The organism is Endozoicomonas montiporae CL-33, from assembly GCF_001583435.1.
Classification (GTDB): Bacteria; Pseudomonadota; Gammaproteobacteria; order Pseudomonadales; family Endozoicomonadaceae; genus Endozoicomonas_A; species Endozoicomonas_A montiporae.
Genome location: NZ_CP013251.1, coordinates 4,811,971 through 4,829,483 on the forward strand (window position 1 = coordinate 4,811,971; position 17,513 = coordinate 4,829,483).

Consider the following 17,513-nt stretch of genomic DNA (forward strand, 5'->3'; position numbering starts at 1 on the left):
ACTATGGTAATCTCCCCGTCCACTGTTACCTCCGCCAATAAATGACCCCAAATCACCGGTTTGAAATGACCTCTCGATTTACCACTTCATGGCCGAATCCCATAGTGTTATCAGCACTCAGGAAAAGGAGCCATGATCAACCGAGAGGACTACCTTATGATAAAGCAAGCCAGAGACAAAGGCTGCTATCTTGAGGACATTGCCTGCCAGAGAGGTTGCTCTGTCAGTACCGTCAAGAGAGCCCTGCAAAGGCAAGGGCCACCACCCAGACGCAAATCCGGTGTTCGCCAGAGTAAGCTTGATGATTTCAAATCCGTCATTGACGCGTTACTGGCTGAGAATGTCTGGAATGCCGAGGTCATATTTGCCGAAATCAAAGGGCAGGGATATGCCGGTGGCATCACCATTTTACGGGACTATATCCACCCTAAACGCACCCTGCGTGAAAGCAAGGCGACCACCCGTTATGAAACGGCTCCCGGTCACCAGTTGCAGCACGACTGGGGAGAACTGCAGATCGAAGTTGGAGGTGAGCTTCGCAAAGTTTATGTCTCCGTTAATGTTCTGGGCTACTCACGCCGCTTCTATGCCTTTGCTGCTTACAGCAATGATGCGGAACACACTTATGAAAGCCTGATCCGGGCGTTCGAGTGGTTCGGGGGTTCAAGTGCGCAGGTACTGGTTGATAACCAGAAGGCTGCAGTTCTGGAGCATCCTGGTAACGGACAGGTGAAGTTTAATGAAGGTTTTCTGTTGTTGTCTCGACACTACGAGTTTCAGCCTAAAGCCTGCAAACCCTACAGAGCACAGACCAAGGGAAAAACCGAGCGTATGGTGCGCTACGTAAAAGAAAACTTCTTCCAGCGCTATCGCAGCTTTGAAAGCCTTGAGCACTTGAACCAGCAACTGGGAGACTGGCTGACCAACGTAGCAGATGAACGCCATCATGACACTCTGAAAGAAAAAGTGGCTGACCGCTTTGCTAAAGAACAGCCGCACCTTCAAAAGCTACCGGATATTCGTTATGACACCAGCTACCGGGAAACACGACGTGTGCCGGTTGATGGTTACATTAATTTTAAGACGAATCGCTACAGTGTTCCCAGTACTTTGGTTGGTCAGCAAGTCAGTATCCGCATGGGACTTGACCGGCAGCTACGGGTTTATGGCCCGGACGATACCCTCGTTGCCAGCCATCTGCTGGTTGACGCAAAGAACCGCTGGGTACTCGACGCCACCCACCACCGTGCCCTGTATGACGAGATCAAGGTTGAAACCCGTGACCTCAGCCATTATGAGGAGGTGGTGTGATGGAACAGTTAACGACACTGGTCAATCGCCTTAAGCTTGACCACCTGGCTGACAACCTTGATACCCTGTGTGAGCAAGCCAGCAAGAAAGACCTGAATTACCGGGAGTTCCTGGTAGAAGTGCTTTCTACTGAGTGGGCTGGCCGTCACCAGAAAGGGCTTGAGAGTCGTCTAAAGCAAGCCCGGTTACCATGGCTAAAAACATTAGAGCAGTTTGACTACAGCTTTCAGCCGACCGTTGACCGAAAAGTGGTTCGGGAACTCTCCGGTCTTGGTTTTGTTGATCGTGCTGAAAATGTCGTATTACTCGGACCGCCAGGTGTTGGTAAAACACATCTGGCAATAGCTCTGGCTGTTAAGGCAGCAGAAGCCGGACATCGGGTTATGTTCATGAGCCTCGACAAGCTGATGACTACGCTGAAAAAAGCGTTGCAGGAGAACCGGCTTGAAAGACAGATGCAGCAACTGATGTACCCAAAGCTGCTGGTACTGGATGAAATTGGCTACCTTCCTATGGATCAGGATGAAGCCAGCCTTTTCTTCCGACTCGTGACTCGCCGTTACGAAAAGGCAAGTATCATCCTGACCTCGAATAAGAGCTTTGTCGACTGGGGCGAGATCTTTGGCGATCAAGCCATAGCCACTGCGATCTTGGATCGGCTACTGCATCATGCGACAACTCTCAATATCAAAGGTGAGAGTTACCGCCTGAAAGAGAAGCGCAAAGCTGGATTACTGAAAGGCACTTCTGCCAAGAAATAAACCTGAAAACACAGTGAACTTAACCGTTGAAAGCGGGTCAAAAGTATTGCTGAAAACGGGTCATCTCAAACCGGTGGAAGAAGGTCATATTAAAGCGGAGTTAACACCACTGCTGCCCTTCAAAACATCCTGTAATAGAGATACCCATGACTGTCGAAAATGCGTTTCCTGACGATTATTCAGAACTGCTTAATGTTTGGGAAAATTCCGTCCGGGCGACTCATGACTTTATTTCCGAAGCAGATATCGAGTTTTTTAAACCGATTATCATGGAGCAGGCTTTTCCTGCGGTCACGTTAAAGTGTGTCAAAAGTGCCAGCGGTGCCATTCAGGGCTTTGTCGGTGTTCATGATGGCAAGATTGAGATGCTGTTTGTACTCAATGAGGCCAGAGGGCAAGGGATTGGCAAGTGTCTGCTGGACTATGCCGTGCAGCATCTCGATGCCAAAACAGTGGATGTGAATGAACAAAACCCTCAGGCCACTGATTTTTACAAGCACATGGGCTTCAAAGTGGTGTCACGGTCGCCGCTAGATGGAATGGGCAAACCGTTTCCGATTCTGCATATGGCATTGTAGTGCCTGTTGAAGATTGGACGAGCACAAGGAGCGTCTCTGGTTGATAGCCCGAGAGGCTTTAAAGTGCCAGAACGCCCATTACGCCGTAATCCCCCTCACGACTGACTGGCAAAACACCCAGTTGGTGAACCTTGGCATTGTTTGGAATTTCCACTACCCATGTGGTGTGACGGGTTTGACCAATAAACGTATCCGGTTCTCCATTGCGATCCAGAGTGAACAGTAAATAGTGGTCTGCATTGCTGTCTTTATCCCAGTTCAGCCTGATCTGTTGGCCTGTTTCTTCAGTCTGTTGTTGTGTCACCCAGACTCTTGGCGGAATGGTTATTAATGCCGCTTCGTTAATGATTTTCAGTTGACCAACGTCAAGGTTTGATGGTGCAAAGGTAGCAGGCATTTTTATCGTAACAGTCTGCAACACCTGCCCCGCGAGGTTGTTCAATGACGCTGAAACCGTACACCAGCTGTTATCACACCGGGGCAGCTCAAGCTTTGTTTTTAGCCCGCTGACAAGCTTCAGTTCAATGGCAGGTTTAAGGCTATCGTGGTTATGCCGGTAGGTCAGTATTAGCTCTTCTTGTCCGTCAAACCGGTAGTCTGCTGAAAATAAGTGTGCCTGCCCGGCCAGAATGGAGTGAGGTTTAATTCTTACAGCACCACTGCCTTCGTAACCATCATGGGTTACATGCTCGACCATCGGCATGGTGAGACTGTTTTTCTTGTCACAACCATCGGGTAAAGGGGTTTGTTGCTGAGGTTGTGTCCAGCCAGTGCCCGACGTGTTCAGAATTCCAAGGGGCCGGCCTTTATGATAATAAGCGTCTCCCTGCCCTCTGTTGAAACCGGTTATAAACGGCACTTTCCTGATAACAGGCTTTGCCTCTATAAATGAACAAATTCCTGGCCAGTTTCCTTCGTTTTCTCCATGCCAATAGTCTTCCGCTTTCTTGTGGTTCTCTTCCATTGCTGCGTGTTTGTTAAAGTGCCAGTTGCTGGCAAACAGCGCCAGGTTTCTATGACTGGATTGAAGAGCTTGAAAGCGGTAAGTATCCAATGCTTGCTGGTGAGCGTCTATCCCATAAAACAGCAGTCCTTCATTCGCCTGATGAAGCCGCAGAGATTGTTCATTCCAACGGTAGTCAATCACCATTCGGCCATAGCGATCTGTGGGATTCAGTGCCCGAAAAAACTGATGATTTGACTGATTCAACGCTCCCTGATGTTCTATTTGTCCATCCACCTTCATGGCATCGTACCAAATCAGATCAACCGTCTTCGGTGCACGTTCCATGAAGTAACGCAGGAACTCTGCCATGCCTGTGGCGTCTTCCCTCATGCCGCCTTCTGTTTCCTGGTTAATAAACCAGCCATCAAAGCCCAATGTTTGTGCAATATCGATCAGTTGATCTGCAACCGGAAATGAGCCGTCTTCTTCATTCCTGGTCAGTAGTTTTTCCAGATTTGCATACCGTCCACCGTACTGTTGTGGTTGCAGATTAACCACTCCATAAACCGGCACACCCTCTTTATGACCTTGCTCAACCCAGTAAACCGGTGGCGGCACAATAATGCCTTCGTGTAGTGAACCCGCCCAGTAAATAAAGACATCTGCCAGATGCCAGTTTGTGAAAACACTGAACTGGTTGTAGGGAACACCCTGGGAAGTTTGTCCACTGGTGGCTTGAGAATGAAATATCATGGTTTTACTGCCCAGTCGTTCGGGCAGTTTCTGCAGAGGTACTGAAGAGCGATGGTCTTCCAGCCAGTAAGAATCATCTGGCTGCCATTGCATCAGGTCATCAATCTGCCAGGCAGGGGAAACCGGCATCAGGCTGTTTGCCGAAGCTTTCAGGTATAACAGGGTTAACAACAGGTAAACCCGGACCGAGGCGATCCTTTGCCTTGTATTCATTTTATTTTCCACAGGAATTAAGTCATTAAAACTGACCGGATAGTTTGGAAATAGTTCAACGATACTAACAGTATTGCTGGCGTGGGCGTGTTTGAACAAACAGTGTCTTTAATAAAAAAACACTTATTTATCAATAAGTTAGATTTTTTCCAGACATTCAAAACCAAGAGCTGTTTGTTTTTTGAACAGCAAGACGTTCATGCTAGAAGAAGCGGAATTCAAAGCAGTATACCAAAAATGATCACAGGGTTATCCACAGAAGTTGTGAATAACCTGAAAACCAAAGGGCTGCTACTTGCTGGCGAGATTGTTGACGATCCGGATAAGGATTTCCTCGATCTTTTCAAGACGGCGATCTTGCCGATCAAACCTTGTATTGAGAGCTGCAATCTCTTTCCGTGTTGCTGCTTGCTCTTGCTCAAGTTTGTCAATCAAGTTTTCGTTTTGCTTAAATACTGCCGCAGTCGCCTCGGCTATACCAGTCACAACCGTTTGTAGCTCTTCCATAGCCCTTTCCTGCTTTGCGCTGTGCAGGAATAGCTTTCTGATGTCGTTTTGTGAATTTCTGACACTGATCTGTATTTGATCAATAGGATCATCATTATTTTTTCCGTGGTTCATACAGACACCTTTTGATTGTTTTTTGTGCGTTGAGCATAGCAGAAAACAATTCAGAGGCCTCTAATGCCAACCACTATCTGGCTGTCACCAAATGATAACGAAGCAACCCGCGATGCTGCATCCAGCGAATAAACCAGACCAGCAGGCGAAGCCGAATCCAGACCTTGGAACGGGTCACAGAAGACAGGCTTCCATAATGTTGTGAAAACCAGAAGCAGAAACCGGAAAGCACATCTTCACTGATGTCAGTCATCTGAACGTCTTCAAAGCCACAGGTGTTTAACATGGATTCATACACCTGCGTTACATACAAACCACTTACAGGAATACCGCAGGTTCTGGCCATCAGTGTCACCATGCGCTGTTCCAGACGGTCTTTAAAAGGTCGGGCCAGCACCATATCGGTCAACGTGACAGCACCTCCCTTGCGGAGTACCCGTCGTGCTTGCTGGAAGAACGTCTTTTTGTCTGCCATGTGGTAAGCACAGTCCAGTGCCAGCACTTTATCGAAAGACTCATCGTCAAGGCGCTGCATAATCGATACATTGCCGCGCTCGAGGTTTAACTGACCGAAGTGCCCGCAGTAGTCGTGTGCGTCGGCCAGCATTCGTTCGGATTCCGTTGCCGCTGTGAGCGATTCCACTTGGTAGTAATCAAGCCAGACCAGCAGCTGGTCGTAACTGGTAAAGCCCATATCCAGCACTTTATCTTTATTCGACAAGCAGGCTTTATCGGCCAGCAAACCAGCCAGTTCCGAGCAGGCCTGACGATAGTTTGCCGTATCGTGCCAGTAGCCCAGGAGTCGCCAGCGAGAAGAAGTAGAGACACCACTGTTTAGAAGCCACTGATCTGCAACAACACCTTTATCCGTTCGGGAAGACGGAAACCAGATGCGAACCAGCAACATGATGATTTGAGACAGTAAACCGGACATCACCAGCCAGGTGATACCAATACCGAGAAAGAATGTAAGTATCGCCATAAGATGAAATTATTATTTCCTTGCTCTATATACGACAGCGACGCACAAATTTGTATTCGCCCGACCAAACAGGCCAGATCATAGAGAGATCAACAGGCGAATACCAGCGCATTATTGCTATACCATTTCTTCGCTTTGCTGACGCTTTCCGGACACCTTCACAATAAACACTAATCCGGATGCCAGTGCGACGAGTGCACCAGCAGGCCAGGCAATCGATGACGACAAGGCCAGTCCTTCAGGTGCCATAAGAATGTAGGTTGTACACACTGCCGTCATGAACACAGCAGGCACCAGAGGAATCCAGACGTTTTTATCCTGCACCGCCATATATACGGCAGCTGTCCATAAAACAATGGTCGCCAGCGCCTGATTGGAGAATGCGAAGTACCGCCAGATAATCGAAAAGTCTACCAGTGTCAGCAGATAACCAATCAGAAAAACCGGCACTGCCAGCACCAGCCGGTGAAACATATGTACCTGACCAATGTTCAGCATGTCGGCAAAAATCAATCTAAGGCTTCGGAATGCGGTATCGCCAGAAGTAATGGGGCAGGCAATCACACCGAGGATCGCCAGCATTCCTCCAAGGCTTCCCATCAGACCAATGGCCACTTCATTGACCACCAGTGACGGGCCGCCCTGATCAAGCACTTCAGACAGTCCGCCAATACCATTCGGGAAGAAAGCCATGGCAGCAGCTGCCCAGATCAGGGTGACAACACCTTCAGCCACCATGGCACCATAGAATACACGTCGCCCAAAGGTTTCATTGGGAACACATCGTGCCATCAAGGGGGACTGGGTAGCGTGGAAGCCGCTGATCGCTCCACAGGCAATGGTTATGCACAACATTGGCCACACAGGTAATCCGGCAGGATGATTGGAAGGTGTTCCGACTTCCGGCACTGGCAGATCATTAACCACCAGCATGACGGCAATGCCTACCGCCATAAACAACAGCGCCACAGCAAACAGCGGGTAGATTTTGGCAATGACTTTATCCACCGGCAAGATGGTGGCAATGAAGTAATAACCAATAATCACCGCCAGCCAGAAGGATTTGTTGGCAAAAATGCCTTCAAACCCCAGGTTACTCAGCAAAGAGGCTGGCCCAACCATAAACACCACGCCGACCAGCAACAACAAAACAATGGACAGAATTCGCATAAACTGACGAACCCTGAGACCCAGATAAATACCCACGACTTCCGGAATGCTTTTGCCATCGTGCCGCAACGACATCATGCCGGAAAAATAGTCATGAACCGCACCGGCAAAAATGCAACCGAATACAATCCAGATAAAGGCGGAAGGGCCATACAATGCACCGAGAATGGCACCAAAGATAGGACCCAGTCCGGCAATATTAAGAAACTGGATCAGAAAAATGCGCGGCCAGCTCAGAGGGACGAAGTCAACACCATCTGTTAGTTTGTAAGCGGGTGTAGTGCGGGAAGGATCGGCACCAAAGGCTTTTTCCACCACCGAACCATAGAGTGCGTACCCCACCATAAGTGCCAGAAGGGCAACAATAAAACTTATCATGAAATGAACCTCCGAAATGCATAATGAAGGCTCGGTTCCCCTGATTCCGGCACTTCCACTCGCTACTGTCCTAAGCTTTGCTCCCGTCCATGGCGATAAATACTCAAAGTCATTTTCACTTCTGTTGAAGCAAAAGACCGACCTTGATCAGCCTGCGTATAATAGTTTGTCCGGTAACCATAGCTGCTTGGACAACAAAATCTGATAAAAATTGGAAACTAGAGAGAGATTTTCAATAATTTTTTGCTATTAATCAGGATGAGTTATTGTCCTTTTTATGTCCTGGCAAACATAGATCCTCTCTAAAGCGAGGCGAAATTGATCCTTTGGACGAACATACCGAATGACCATTCAAAGAAAATCAAATATGGACTATCGATCAATTTCTATCTGCTAAGCTTTTTCGGTGTTAAAATTTCGAGATACATTTATGAGTGGTATGATTGATGCCATCGCATCGGTGCTTTGGGGCTATCTTCTTATCTACCTGCTGTTAGGTGCAGGTATCTATTTCACGCTGCGTAGCCGCTTTGTTCAGTTCCGTCATTTCCTGCACGCCTGGAAAATTATGTTTGCCTCCCGGCGAACCGGCAAAAACGAAATTTCTTCTTTTCAGGCGTTGTGCACCGGTCTGGCTGCACACGTGGGCACCGGTAACCTTGCCGGAGTCGCCATTGCTATTTATATAGGTGGCCCGGGTGCCATTTTCTGGATGTGGGTTGTGGCTCTTCTGGGGATGTCCTCCAGTTATATAGAGAACACACTCGCCCAGCTGTATAAAACCAATAATAATGACGGTACTTTCCGAGGGGGGCCTGCCTACTACATTCAGAAAGCTCTGGGACTGCGCTGGCTGGGGGTTCTGTTTTCCTCTCTGCTGCTGATTGCCTTTGGCTTTGTTTTCAATATGGTGCACGCCAATTCGGTCGCCGCATCCGTCTCGGCTTACAGTGATATCAGCATCGAATTCGTCGGACTGTCAATGGCCCTGATTACCAGCCTGATTATATTCAGGGGTATTCACACCATTACCCGGTTTGCAGAAATGGTCGTGCCCTTTATGGCGCTGGCTTATTTTCTGATTGCCATGATCGTTGTGGTGATGCATCTGGAAGATATTCCTGCCGTTTTCTCCCTGATTATCAGCCATGCCTTTGGTGTTGAGCAGGCTGTCGGTGGCGGTATTGGTTATTCTGTAGCACAGGCCATTATGCAGGGGGTAAAACGCGGTCTGTTTTCTAACGAAGCCGGAATGGGCAGCGGACCCAATGCAGCCGCCACGGCAACACCCTGGCCACACCACCCTGCCGCCCAGGGCATTATCTCCATGACCAGTGTGTTCATCGACACCATTGTTATCTGTACAGCCACTGCAGCCATAGTCATTTTGTCGGGACAACTCGAAAGCGGCAATACGCTCAACGGTATTCAGCTGACGCAGGCTTCTCTGGGCAGTATTGTTGGCCCCTGGGGTGAATGGTTTATAACCGGTGCCGTCATCCTGTTCGGGTTTACTTCCGTTGTCGCCAACTATTACTACGGAGAATCCAACCTGCTGTTTATGAAGAACAACAGGTACCTGTTACTTTCCTATCGCCTTGTCGTGGTAGCACTGGTTTATCTGGGAGCAGTGAGTAGTCTGGAAGCTGTGTGGGTTCTGGCAGACCTGGCAATGGGGCTTATGGCACTGATCAACCTTGTGGTCATTGTTTTACTGTCAGGCCCTGCGTTGCAGGTACTCAAGGACTATGACCGGCAATTGCAGGCCGGAAAGTCACCCGTGTTTAATCGCAAAAAGTTTCCTTTCCTGCACCAGACCATGGATAGCGATGTCTGGGTTTCCGATTCCGATGATCCGGATGACTTTGAAGATGGCGGACTCAATACCTCCTCTGAAAACAGCTCTTCCGAAGCGGCTAAAAACCTTGGTCACCTTCCCGACCGACTTTGAAACCGGGCAACCAACCCTATGAAACCATGGGGTTGGCAACTATCAGAATCCAACAGCCAAAAGCTGCTTTTCAAACACATGTTAACAGCGCGTCACCGAAAAAGTTTCCGGCTGCATTCTTTTCATTCTTGTGATTTTCTTGCGGATTAGTCATTAAAAGCAGTTTTTTTAACCAAAAACCGGTTAAAAACAACCCTTTATCGCCCTTATATCCCTATGCGCACCCCAACACCCCGCATACAAAACAACCCATACAAAAATAAGCACAAACACCGATGCGCACGACAAACGACGTACAATAGGCTTTTCCCAGTGACACATTAGTATCCGCAGCATACCCCGTTTCAGTTCACAAATTTTGCACGATCATTCGATAGGTATAAACACCGAGATAGTCGCGTTTATTCACTGATATTCTCAAAAACTTTTTGAAATAAAACTCGGAGTGATACCAACAACTCTGAGAACCTTATGAACGAATTTATTGCACCAATCATCGATTCGCTTAACGGTCTGCTGTATGGCAGCGTGCTGATCTACCTTCTGGTGGGTGGCGGTATTTTCTTCACGGTTCGCACCCGTTTTGTTCAATTCCGTCGCTTCGGACTTGCGGTCAAAACCATGATGGGAAGCCGTACCACTGCTGACAAATCCCAGATCTCTCCATTCCAGGCTTTCTGTACCAGCCTTGCAGCCCGTATCGGTACCGGTAACATGGCCGGTGTGGCCGTTGCTATTTACCTTGGTGGTGCAGGTGCCGTGTTCTGGATGTGGTTTATTGCACTGCTGGGCATGGCAACCAGTCTGGCAGAAAACGTTCTGGCACAGATTTACAAGACCAACAATGGTGACGGCACCTACCGTGGCGGCCCGGCTTACTACATTGAAAAAGCCCTGGGACATCGCTGGTTGGGTGTGACCTTCTCTATTTCCCTGATCATCGCTTTCGGCTTTGCCTTCAACAGTGTTCAGTCTAACTCCATTGCCGCTGCGTTCAGTGGCTACGGCATTGAACCAAGCCTGATCGGTATTGCACTGGCTGCTGTCAGCGCCCTGATTATCTTCGGCGGTATTCGTTCTATCTCCAAAGTGGCCGAGATGATCGTTCCTGTAATGGCTCTGGGTTATCTGGCCATTGCCCTGATTGTTGTGCTGATGAACGTGACTGAACTGCCAGCAGTATTCAGTCTGATCTTCCGCAGTGCCTTCGGTTTTGAATCTGCAGCCGGTGGTGCGATTGGTGCCGCTGTGGTTAACGGTATCAAGCGTGGTCTGTTCTCTAACGAAGCCGGTATGGGTAGTTCTCCAAACGCTGCTGCTGCTGCTCACTCCACTCACCCGGTTAATCAGGGTCTGATGGGCATGCTGGGCGTATTTCTGGATACCATCGTCGTATGTACAGCCACTGCTGCCATCATTCTGATGTCTGGTATGCTGGACAGCGGTCTGACCGGTATCGAACTGACTCAGGCAGCTCTGTCTTCTCAGGTGGGTGCCTGGGGTGGTCATCTGGTTGCACTGGCTATTCTGCTGTTTGCTTTCACCTCTATCATTGCTAACTACTACTACGGTGAATCCAACCTGCGTTTCATCAACGACAGCAAAGGTCTGATCATTGCTTACCGTGTCGCGGTTCTGGCAATGGTTATGTGGGGTTCTGTGAGCAGCCTGCCAACCGTCTGGAACTTCGCTGACGTTTCCATGGGTGTGATGGCACTGATCAACATGGTGGCTATCTGCGTTCTGTCCAGCATCGTGATTCAGGTTCTGAGAGATTACGACGAACAGCTGGACAGCGGCATGACTCCGGTCTTCAACCGCAGCAAGTTCCCGTTCCTGGACAAGACCATGGATAAAGATGTTTGGCAGGAGCACAACGACCGTTCTGCTGCCAGCTCTGCACCCATCAACGTGAAGCCAGCCTTCATTGCTGACTGATCATTGAGCGATTGCTGAAAATGAGAAAAGGGTGCCTGTGCACCCTTTTCTTTTGTCTTGAATAACTGACTACTTGCGTACGGCTCGAACAGAAAACTTCGCCTTACTCAAATCTACGTCAGCAATACTGAGCGTTTCATAATCCTGAGTGGCTGAAGCGCGAATGCGCAAATGCTCAAACCGTAACTCCCCCAGAGAACAGGGAATCCTCAGCCGGATCGAACCATCTGCCCGAATTTCTGCCCGGGCTTCATTGGGGTCATATTCCAGTGCCTGAAAGCCATCGGCGGTGGTCAGAGAATTAATCAGTGGTGCAATAAGGCGGGTAAGCTGATCGGTGCCCTGAACCGCTTCATCGGAATCATCTTCACTCTGCAATCCAGCCAGTACCTGCAATGGTTGCAGCAGAGCAATGGCCAGAGACGAGGCAAAACGAATTCGGGTCTGGTTCGAAAGCGCCCTTCGTAACTGAAATCGGGAAATATCTCTCATCACCAGCAGCACCTCCCCCAATTTTTGTCCGGTCTGTTGTTGCAGTTCTGCGGCCTTTTGCAGCTGTGCCTCGGAAACATATCCCCGTTTCAGCAGAATCCGCCCCAGCCTTGATTTGTGGTATGCTTCTGCCCGATTTACATTATCCATAACGGATGCAAACTCCCGTTTTGCAAGATTACGGACAAGTTATCGACCAACCGGTTAACAACTGTTGCAGCGGGTTGCTCAACGGAACGTCACACAGGCTCTCAGCATGTCAGAAAAAAACCAGGGCTTTGCCTTTGAAAAATCACTCAGTGAGCTGGAATCATTGGTTCAACAAATGGAATCCGGAGATCTGACACTGGAACAATCATTGAAGGCGTTCGAAAAGGGCGTCAAGCTCACCCGTGAATGCCAGCAAGCGCTGAGTCAGGCAGAACAAACTGTTCAACAGCTGCTGGATAATAACGGTCAACTGGAAACCCGGCCTTTCGAACCGTCCGAAGGGGAATAGGCGATGATGCTTAAGGACTACATGACCAGCTGTCAGCAACGGGTCGATAACAAGTTGCGACAAGTCATTCCTGCCAGCAGCGATATCAGTACAACGCTGGTTGAAGCCATGGCTTACTCGGTTTTTAACGGTGGCAAGCGAATTCGTCCGGTACTGGCTTATGCTGCCAACCAGGCTGTCGGAGGAGATCATTCATCAGCCGATGCCGCCGCCTGCGCCGTTGAACTGATTCATGCCTACTCCCTCGTACACGATGACTTGCCTGCCATGGACGACGACGACCTGCGCCGGGGTAAGCCTACCTGCCATAAAGCCTTTGACGAAGCGACCGCCATCCTTGCCGGTGATGCCCTGCAAACGCTCGCCTTTGAAACCCTCTGCAATCCGCAACTACTGCCGGACGGTGATTACTCGGCAGAAAGCAGGCTGAAACAACTGCATTGTCTGGCAGAAGCCTCGGGGCATGCCGGTATGGCAGGAGGTCAGTCAAAAGACCTGCTCTCCGTGGGCAAACCTCTGACTGCCAAAGAACTCCAACATATGCACAACCATAAAACCGGAGCCCTGATTCGTGCCAGCGTGCAGATGGGTGCTCTGAGTCACCGGTTTACCCCTGTTGACCAGCTGGAGCAACTGGATGTTTACGCCAAAGCCATTGGTCTGGCGTTTCAGGTGCAGGACGATATTCTGGATGTGGTGTCCGATACAAAAACCCTTGGAAAACAGCAAGGTGCTGATCTGGCTCTGGACAAACCGACGTATGTATCACTGATGGGGCTTGAAGAAGCCAAAGCCTATGCCCAATCGCTCTCTGACAGTGCCATTGAAGCCATAAAAGCATTCGATGACCGGGCTACGGTACTTCGCCAGCTGGCCGCATACATCATTCATCGCTCTCACTAGGAGGCTGGCTCACTCAAGGATGCCAGATGTACTAACCTGATACATCCTGCTGGCAATTTCTATTCATAATCCGCGGGTGCCTTGTAACACTTGTAATACTTGTAACAAAAGTGCCTTATCGATAAAGGTTCAGGTACAATCTACGTTAATGAGCTATAAAAGTCGGGGTCAACCGACTTTTCCGATTTCCTGAGCGGGAAGTTTATTCATACCAGCTCTTCCCCAGACCATACCCAGAGGCGTATGGTAGAAATACAGAAGGGGTATCAGAGCCAGAGCGAGTCTACCGGCTAACCTGCCGGTGTTCAGCTGGTAACCGATCCCAAGGCCGAAGAAGCCCGAATCGCAAGCGACAACATGTTTCACGAAATACCGAAGACCAGGCCTGAAACGCCCTTATTGGATAACATTGATACGCCCGAGCAGCTTCGTGCTCTTGATGTATCGGATTTGCCTGCGCTGACCCGGGAACTGCGTGAGTTCCTGCTCTACTCGGTCGGTCAGACCGGGGGACACTTCGGTGCAGGCCTCGGTGTTGTAGAGCTGACAGTAGCCCTGCATTACCTGTTTAACACCCCTGAAGACCGACTCGTCTGGGACGTTGGTCATCAGACCTATCCCCATAAAATTCTTACCGGTCGCAAAGAACGCATGGATTCTCTGCGTCAGAAAGACGGTCTGGCGGCTTTTCCCAAACGTTGTGAAAGCTCCTTTGACACCTTTGGTGTGGGACATTCCAGCACCTCCATCAGTGCAGCTCTTGGTATGGCCATTGCCGCCAAACTTAAAGGCGATCAACGTCGTACTGTAGCGGTTATTGGTGACGGTTCGATGACAGCCGGCATGGCCTATGAAGCCATGAACCATGCTGCGGACGAGAAAGCCAATGTGCTGGTGATTCTGAACGATAACGACATGTCCATTTCCCACAGTGTGGGTGGCCTGTCTAACTACCTGACCAAAGTACTGTCCAGCAAGACCTACCATCATATCCGCGAAGGCAGCAAAAAGGTCCTGAATGCCATTCCCCGCGCCTGGGAGCTGGCTCGCCGTACCGAAGAACACGTCAAAGGGATGATCATTCCCGGCACTCTGTTTGAAGAAATGGGCTTTAACTACTTTGGACCGATCGACGGCCATGATCTGCCTATGCTGTTGCACACGCTGGAAAACTTGAAAGATCTGGATGGCCCCCAGTTCCTGCATATCGTGACCCGCAAAGGCAAAGGCTTTACTCCGGCAGAGCAGGACCCCATTGGTTATCACGCCATCACCAAGCTGGAACCTCAAAAACAGGAAGTTCAGGCACCTAAACCGGCTGTTCCGAAGAAGCCCAAATACGCCAATGTGTTCGGTCAATGGTTGTTTGATATGGCCGGGCAGGACGACAAACTGGTGGGTATTACCCCCGCCATGTGCGAAGGCTCAGATCTGCTGCGCTTTGCCGAACATTACCCGGAACGTTACTTTGATGTTGCCATTGCCGAGCAGCACGCTGTCACTCTGGCCGCTGGTATGGCCTGTGAAGGTATGAAACCGGTGGTCGCCATTTATTCCACCTTCCTTCAGCGGGGCTATGACCAGCTGGTGCATGATGTGGCGGTGCAGAATCTGGATGTACTGTTTGCCATAGACCGTGCCGGCATGGTGGGAGAAGACGGCCCGACTCACGGGGGCTGTTACGATATTGCTTATCTGCGCTGTATCCCGAACATGCTGATCATGGCACCCGGTGATGAAAATGAAACTCGCCAGATGCTCACCACCGGCCATCAATATAATGGTCCGGCCTCGGTTCGTTATCCTCGTGGCACCGGTCCTGGCGCGGTCATTAGCAAAACTCTGGAACCTCTGGAAATTGGCAAGGGCGAAATTCGTCGTCAGGGTAAGCGTGTTGCCATCCTTGCTTTTGGTACCGTACTGACCAATACGTTAAAGGCGGCAGAACAGCTGGGCGCTACCGTTGCCAACATGCGCTTTATCAAGCCTTTGGATACCCGGCTGATTGATGAACTGGTGAAAACCCACGAGTTACTGGTCACAGTGGAAGAAGGGTGTATCAGCGGTGGTGCTGGCTCGGCTGTCAGCGAATACCTCAACGAACAGGCCATGAATGTGCCAGTGTTGAATCTTGGTATTCCTGACCGTTACATCGAAGCGGCCAGTCACGCGCAACAGCTGGAAGAATGTGGTCTTGACCCACAGGGTATCGTTGATTCGGTCAATGATCGTTTGAGCAGGGAAGTTCGTCATACAGTGGCTCTGGCGCAGGTTGCCAGACCCTGATGAACGATTGACCAGAGAAGGGTCGGGAGGAGATCAGCACTTCTCCCGGCGTTGGCTAAGAATCAGGCTGTCTCCAGCAGATGTCCCAGCTTCCAGACCTTAGTGGTCAGATACTTTTCATTATGAGGGTTCTGACCCGTCTGATGCTGCTGACGCTCAACCACATCAATTCCCTGCTTGGTCAGGGCATCCACCTTGCGAGGATTGTTGGTCATTAGTTTCAGTTGGCTAACGCCCAGATGATCCAGCATGACTTTGCACATATCGTATTTGCGCAAATCGGCTTCAAAGCCTAATTCTTCATTAGCTTCAACAGTGTCACGACCTTCATCCTGAAGATGATAAGCACGGACTTTGTTCATCAGACCGATACCACGCCCTTCCTGGCGCAAATAAAGAATAACGCCACGACCTTCTGCAGCAATCTTGCGCATGGCCGCCTCTAACTGAGGGCCACAATCACAACGCATGCTGAACAGGGCATCGCCAGTCAAACATTCCGAATGAACCCGCGCGAGAACGGGACCGCCCTGACTCAAATCACCCATGGTGAGAGCCAGATGCTCCTTGCCAGTGCCACTCTCCTCGAATCCATGCATCATGAATTCACCAAAAGGGGTGGGCAGGCGAGACTCTGCGACAAACCTTACAGACACTCACTACTCCTCAAAACAGTCGTGCTGGCAGATTGTACCAGTCCCTAACGATACAGGCGAGCTGCAGATAATCCTTAAGTACTCAACCATACGAAATCATATTTTCTGACTCATTGCTCAGGCACTCTCGGTAACTACTCCTGCGTTACCCTACCTTCTGCATCCATGCAGTCGTGACTGCGTTGCAACTCTGGTCACATAGCTTGCTATGCTCCCGCCGTTGCGCCTTGCAGAGCACCTGCCCAATGAGCCAGAAATATTCGATTTCGCATAGCCGAGCACTTAGAAGCTGTTCATAACCTTTTGGGCAAGTAAAAATAGTGACTTCAAACGATTATGAATAGCTTCTTTAACTCGCCGGATGTTCAAAACCTTGCTTCAAGTACCATTACGCCCCGGTCTTCAGTAAGGTGCAGCCACCAGTAAAAGCAATGACAATAACAAGGGAAGTGCAATATTCCAGCTCGCCCCGCTAAATATACGACTATAGTCGTAAGAGTTGGCATGAAGATAAAAATTAAAAGTGGTAAGGAGTCAGAATGTACTGGCTCCTCATCAGAAACAGTCAATGGTTACCAAGAACTCGATTAGCCCGGGAACACAGCAAGAACCTGCATACACACCAGCGCAAACACCCCGGCAATCACATCATCAATCATAATGCCAAAGCCGCCTTTGACCTTTTTATCCAGCACCCGGATCGGCCAGGGCTTGATGATGTCAAAAATGCGGAACAGCACAAAACCGATCACCACCCACAACCAGCCCGCTGGCGCGGCAATCATGGTAATCCAGTAGCCGACAAACTCATCCCAGACAATGCCCGGGTGGTCGTGGACACCAAGGTCTTTAGAGGTACGGTCACAAATCCAGATGCCCAGAATCATACTGACGACCAGCACCAGCAGATAATTCCACATGGGCAAATACTGCAACAGCAGATAAAAAGGCACTGCCGCCAGTGTGCCAAAGGTGCCCGGTGCTTTTGGAGCCAGACCACTACCCAGCCCGAAAGCCAGAAAATGAACAGGATTAGACCAGACGGAAGGAGATCGGCTCATAACTTATCAATGTC

At 49.8% G+C, this 17,513-nt stretch carries 16 protein-coding genes; 9 read left to right on the plus strand and 7 right to left on the minus strand.

Annotated elements, in window-relative coordinates:
* The first annotated feature begins 132 nt into the window (after positions 1–132).
* Genes istA through EZMO1_RS22235 form a run of 4 tightly spaced genes read left to right on the plus strand, consistent with a single transcriptional unit; the run spans position 133 to position 2,650 of the window.
* Positions 133–1,311, plus strand: a complete 1,179-nt coding sequence (gene istA / locus EZMO1_RS22225; protein WP_034874476.1) for an IS21 family transposase — start codon at positions 133–135, stop codon at positions 1,309–1,311.
* Positions 1,311–2,072 carry an IS21-like element helper ATPase IstB gene (gene istB, locus EZMO1_RS22230; RefSeq protein ID WP_034873160.1) on the plus strand — a complete coding sequence of 254 codons (762 nt, stop codon included), beginning with the start codon at positions 1,311–1,313 and terminating at the stop codon, positions 2,070–2,072. Before istA ends, istB begins: the two co-directional genes overlap by 1 nt.
* A 13-nt stretch (positions 2,073–2,085) precedes the next feature.
* On the plus strand, positions 2,086–2,244 hold the full coding sequence (locus tag EZMO1_RS27455) for a hypothetical protein (protein ID WP_222842154.1): 159 nt from the start codon (positions 2,086–2,088) through the stop codon (positions 2,242–2,244).
* The gene (locus EZMO1_RS22235; RefSeq protein WP_034878461.1) at positions 2,219–2,650 is read left to right on the plus strand and encodes a GNAT family N-acetyltransferase; all 432 of its coding nucleotides are present in this window, start codon (positions 2,219–2,221) and stop codon (positions 2,648–2,650) included. The genes EZMO1_RS27455 and EZMO1_RS22235 overlap by 26 nt, the downstream gene beginning before the upstream one ends.
* Positions 2,651–2,708: 58 nt before the next feature.
* On the opposite strand, the gene EZMO1_RS22240 is transcribed toward EZMO1_RS22235, so the two are convergent.
* The 4 genes from EZMO1_RS22240 to EZMO1_RS22255 form a co-directional block, all read right to left on the minus strand.
* The gene (locus EZMO1_RS22240) at positions 2,709–4,562 is read right to left on the minus strand and encodes an endo-beta-N-acetylglucosaminidase (protein ID WP_145912702.1); all 1,854 of its coding nucleotides are present in this window, start codon (positions 4,560–4,562) and stop codon (positions 2,709–2,711) included.
* A gap of 291 nt (positions 4,563–4,853) precedes the next feature.
* On the minus strand, positions 4,854–5,183 hold the full coding sequence (locus tag EZMO1_RS22245; protein WP_034878464.1) for a hypothetical protein: 330 nt from the start codon (positions 5,181–5,183) through the stop codon (positions 4,854–4,856).
* Between the two features lie 73 nt (positions 5,184–5,256).
* Complete coding sequence (locus EZMO1_RS22250) at positions 5,257–6,165, minus strand: class I SAM-dependent methyltransferase (protein ID WP_034878466.1); 909 nt, start codon at positions 6,163–6,165, stop codon at positions 5,257–5,259.
* A 117-nt stretch (positions 6,166–6,282) separates the two neighbouring features.
* Positions 6,283–7,713, minus strand: a complete 1,431-nt coding sequence (locus EZMO1_RS22255) for a carbon starvation CstA family protein (RefSeq protein ID WP_034878467.1) — start codon at positions 7,711–7,713, stop codon at positions 6,283–6,285.
* Between the two features lie 430 nt (positions 7,714–8,143).
* Here EZMO1_RS22255 and EZMO1_RS22260 point away from each other — a divergent pair, with 430 nt between their 5' ends.
* Together EZMO1_RS22260 and EZMO1_RS22265 are read left to right on the plus strand one after the other, a co-directional pair.
* Entirely contained in the window at positions 8,144–9,664 is a 1,521-nt protein-coding gene (locus EZMO1_RS22260) for an alanine/glycine:cation symporter family protein (RefSeq protein ID WP_082212304.1), read from the plus strand.
* 471 nt (positions 9,665–10,135) lie between these two features.
* A complete protein-coding gene (locus tag EZMO1_RS22265; RefSeq protein WP_051790508.1) occupies positions 10,136–11,602 on the plus strand; it encodes an alanine/glycine:cation symporter family protein in 1,467 nt (488 codons plus the stop codon).
* A gap of 69 nt (positions 11,603–11,671) precedes the next feature.
* Here the strand turns inward: EZMO1_RS22265 and EZMO1_RS22270 are convergent, their stop codons facing one another.
* Complete coding sequence (locus tag EZMO1_RS22270) at positions 11,672–12,244, minus strand: cyclic di-GMP-binding domain-containing protein, MshE-related (RefSeq protein ID WP_034878469.1); 573 nt, start codon at positions 12,242–12,244, stop codon at positions 11,672–11,674.
* A gap of 106 nt (positions 12,245–12,350) precedes the next feature.
* Here EZMO1_RS22270 and EZMO1_RS22275 point away from each other — a divergent pair, with 106 nt between their 5' ends.
* The 3 genes from EZMO1_RS22275 (at position 12,351) to dxs (ending at position 15,782) form a co-directional block, all read left to right on the plus strand.
* Positions 12,351–12,593, plus strand: coding sequence for an exodeoxyribonuclease VII small subunit (locus EZMO1_RS22275; protein WP_034878470.1), 243 nt, complete (start codon positions 12,351–12,353; stop codon positions 12,591–12,593).
* A gap of 3 nt (positions 12,594–12,596) precedes the next feature.
* Complete coding sequence (ispA, locus tag EZMO1_RS22280; RefSeq protein WP_201772222.1) at positions 12,597–13,496, plus strand: (2E,6E)-farnesyl diphosphate synthase; 900 nt, start codon at positions 12,597–12,599, stop codon at positions 13,494–13,496.
* A 357-nt stretch (positions 13,497–13,853) separates the two neighbouring features.
* Positions 13,854–15,782, plus strand: a complete 1,929-nt coding sequence (dxs, locus tag EZMO1_RS22290; protein WP_034878479.1) for a 1-deoxy-D-xylulose-5-phosphate synthase — start codon at positions 13,854–13,856, stop codon at positions 15,780–15,782.
* A gap of 62 nt (positions 15,783–15,844) precedes the next feature.
* On the opposite strand, the gene ribA is transcribed toward dxs, so the two are convergent.
* Entirely contained in the window at positions 15,845–16,438 is a 594-nt protein-coding gene (gene ribA / locus EZMO1_RS22295) for a GTP cyclohydrolase II (protein WP_034878480.1), read from the minus strand.
* 587 nt (positions 16,439–17,025) lie between these two features.
* On the minus strand, positions 17,026–17,499 hold the full coding sequence (locus tag EZMO1_RS22300; protein WP_034878482.1) for a phosphatidylglycerophosphatase A family protein: 474 nt from the start codon (positions 17,497–17,499) through the stop codon (positions 17,026–17,028).
* Positions 17,500–17,513: the final 14 nt, after the last annotated feature.

Excerpts from the sequence above, each read along its gene's own strand:
- ispA (WP_201772222.1), top strand. The coding sequence starts at position 12,597 with ATGATGCTTAAGGACTACATGACCAGCTGTCAGCAACGGGTCGATAAC.
- EZMO1_RS22255 (WP_034878467.1), bottom strand. The coding sequence starts at position 7,713 with ATGATAAGTTTTATTGTTGCCCTTCTGGCACTTATGGTGGGGTACGCA.
- EZMO1_RS22240 (WP_145912702.1), bottom strand. The coding sequence starts at position 4,562 with ATGAATACAAGGCAAAGGATCGCCTCGGTCCGGGTTTACCTGTTGTTA.
- EZMO1_RS22275 (WP_034878470.1), top strand. The coding sequence starts at position 12,351 with ATGTCAGAAAAAAACCAGGGCTTTGCCTTTGAAAAATCACTCAGTGAG.
- dxs (WP_034878479.1), top strand. The coding sequence starts at position 13,854 with ATGTTTCACGAAATACCGAAGACCAGGCCTGAAACGCCCTTATTGGAT.
- EZMO1_RS22245 (WP_034878464.1), bottom strand. The coding sequence starts at position 5,183 with ATGAACCACGGAAAAAATAATGATGATCCTATTGATCAAATACAGATC.
- EZMO1_RS22265 (WP_051790508.1), top strand. The coding sequence starts at position 10,136 with ATGAACGAATTTATTGCACCAATCATCGATTCGCTTAACGGTCTGCTG.
- EZMO1_RS22260 (WP_082212304.1), top strand. The coding sequence starts at position 8,144 with ATGAGTGGTATGATTGATGCCATCGCATCGGTGCTTTGGGGCTATCTT.
- EZMO1_RS22235 (WP_034878461.1), top strand. The coding sequence starts at position 2,219 with ATGACTGTCGAAAATGCGTTTCCTGACGATTATTCAGAACTGCTTAAT.
- EZMO1_RS22270 (WP_034878469.1), bottom strand. The coding sequence starts at position 12,244 with ATGGATAATGTAAATCGGGCAGAAGCATACCACAAATCAAGGCTGGGG.
- EZMO1_RS22300 (WP_034878482.1), bottom strand. The coding sequence starts at position 17,499 with ATGAGCCGATCTCCTTCCGTCTGGTCTAATCCTGTTCATTTTCTGGCT.
- istA (WP_034874476.1), top strand. The coding sequence starts at position 133 with ATGATCAACCGAGAGGACTACCTTATGATAAAGCAAGCCAGAGACAAA.
- EZMO1_RS22250 (WP_034878466.1), bottom strand. The coding sequence starts at position 6,165 with ATGGCGATACTTACATTCTTTCTCGGTATTGGTATCACCTGGCTGGTG.
- istB (WP_034873160.1), top strand. The coding sequence starts at position 1,311 with ATGGAACAGTTAACGACACTGGTCAATCGCCTTAAGCTTGACCACCTG.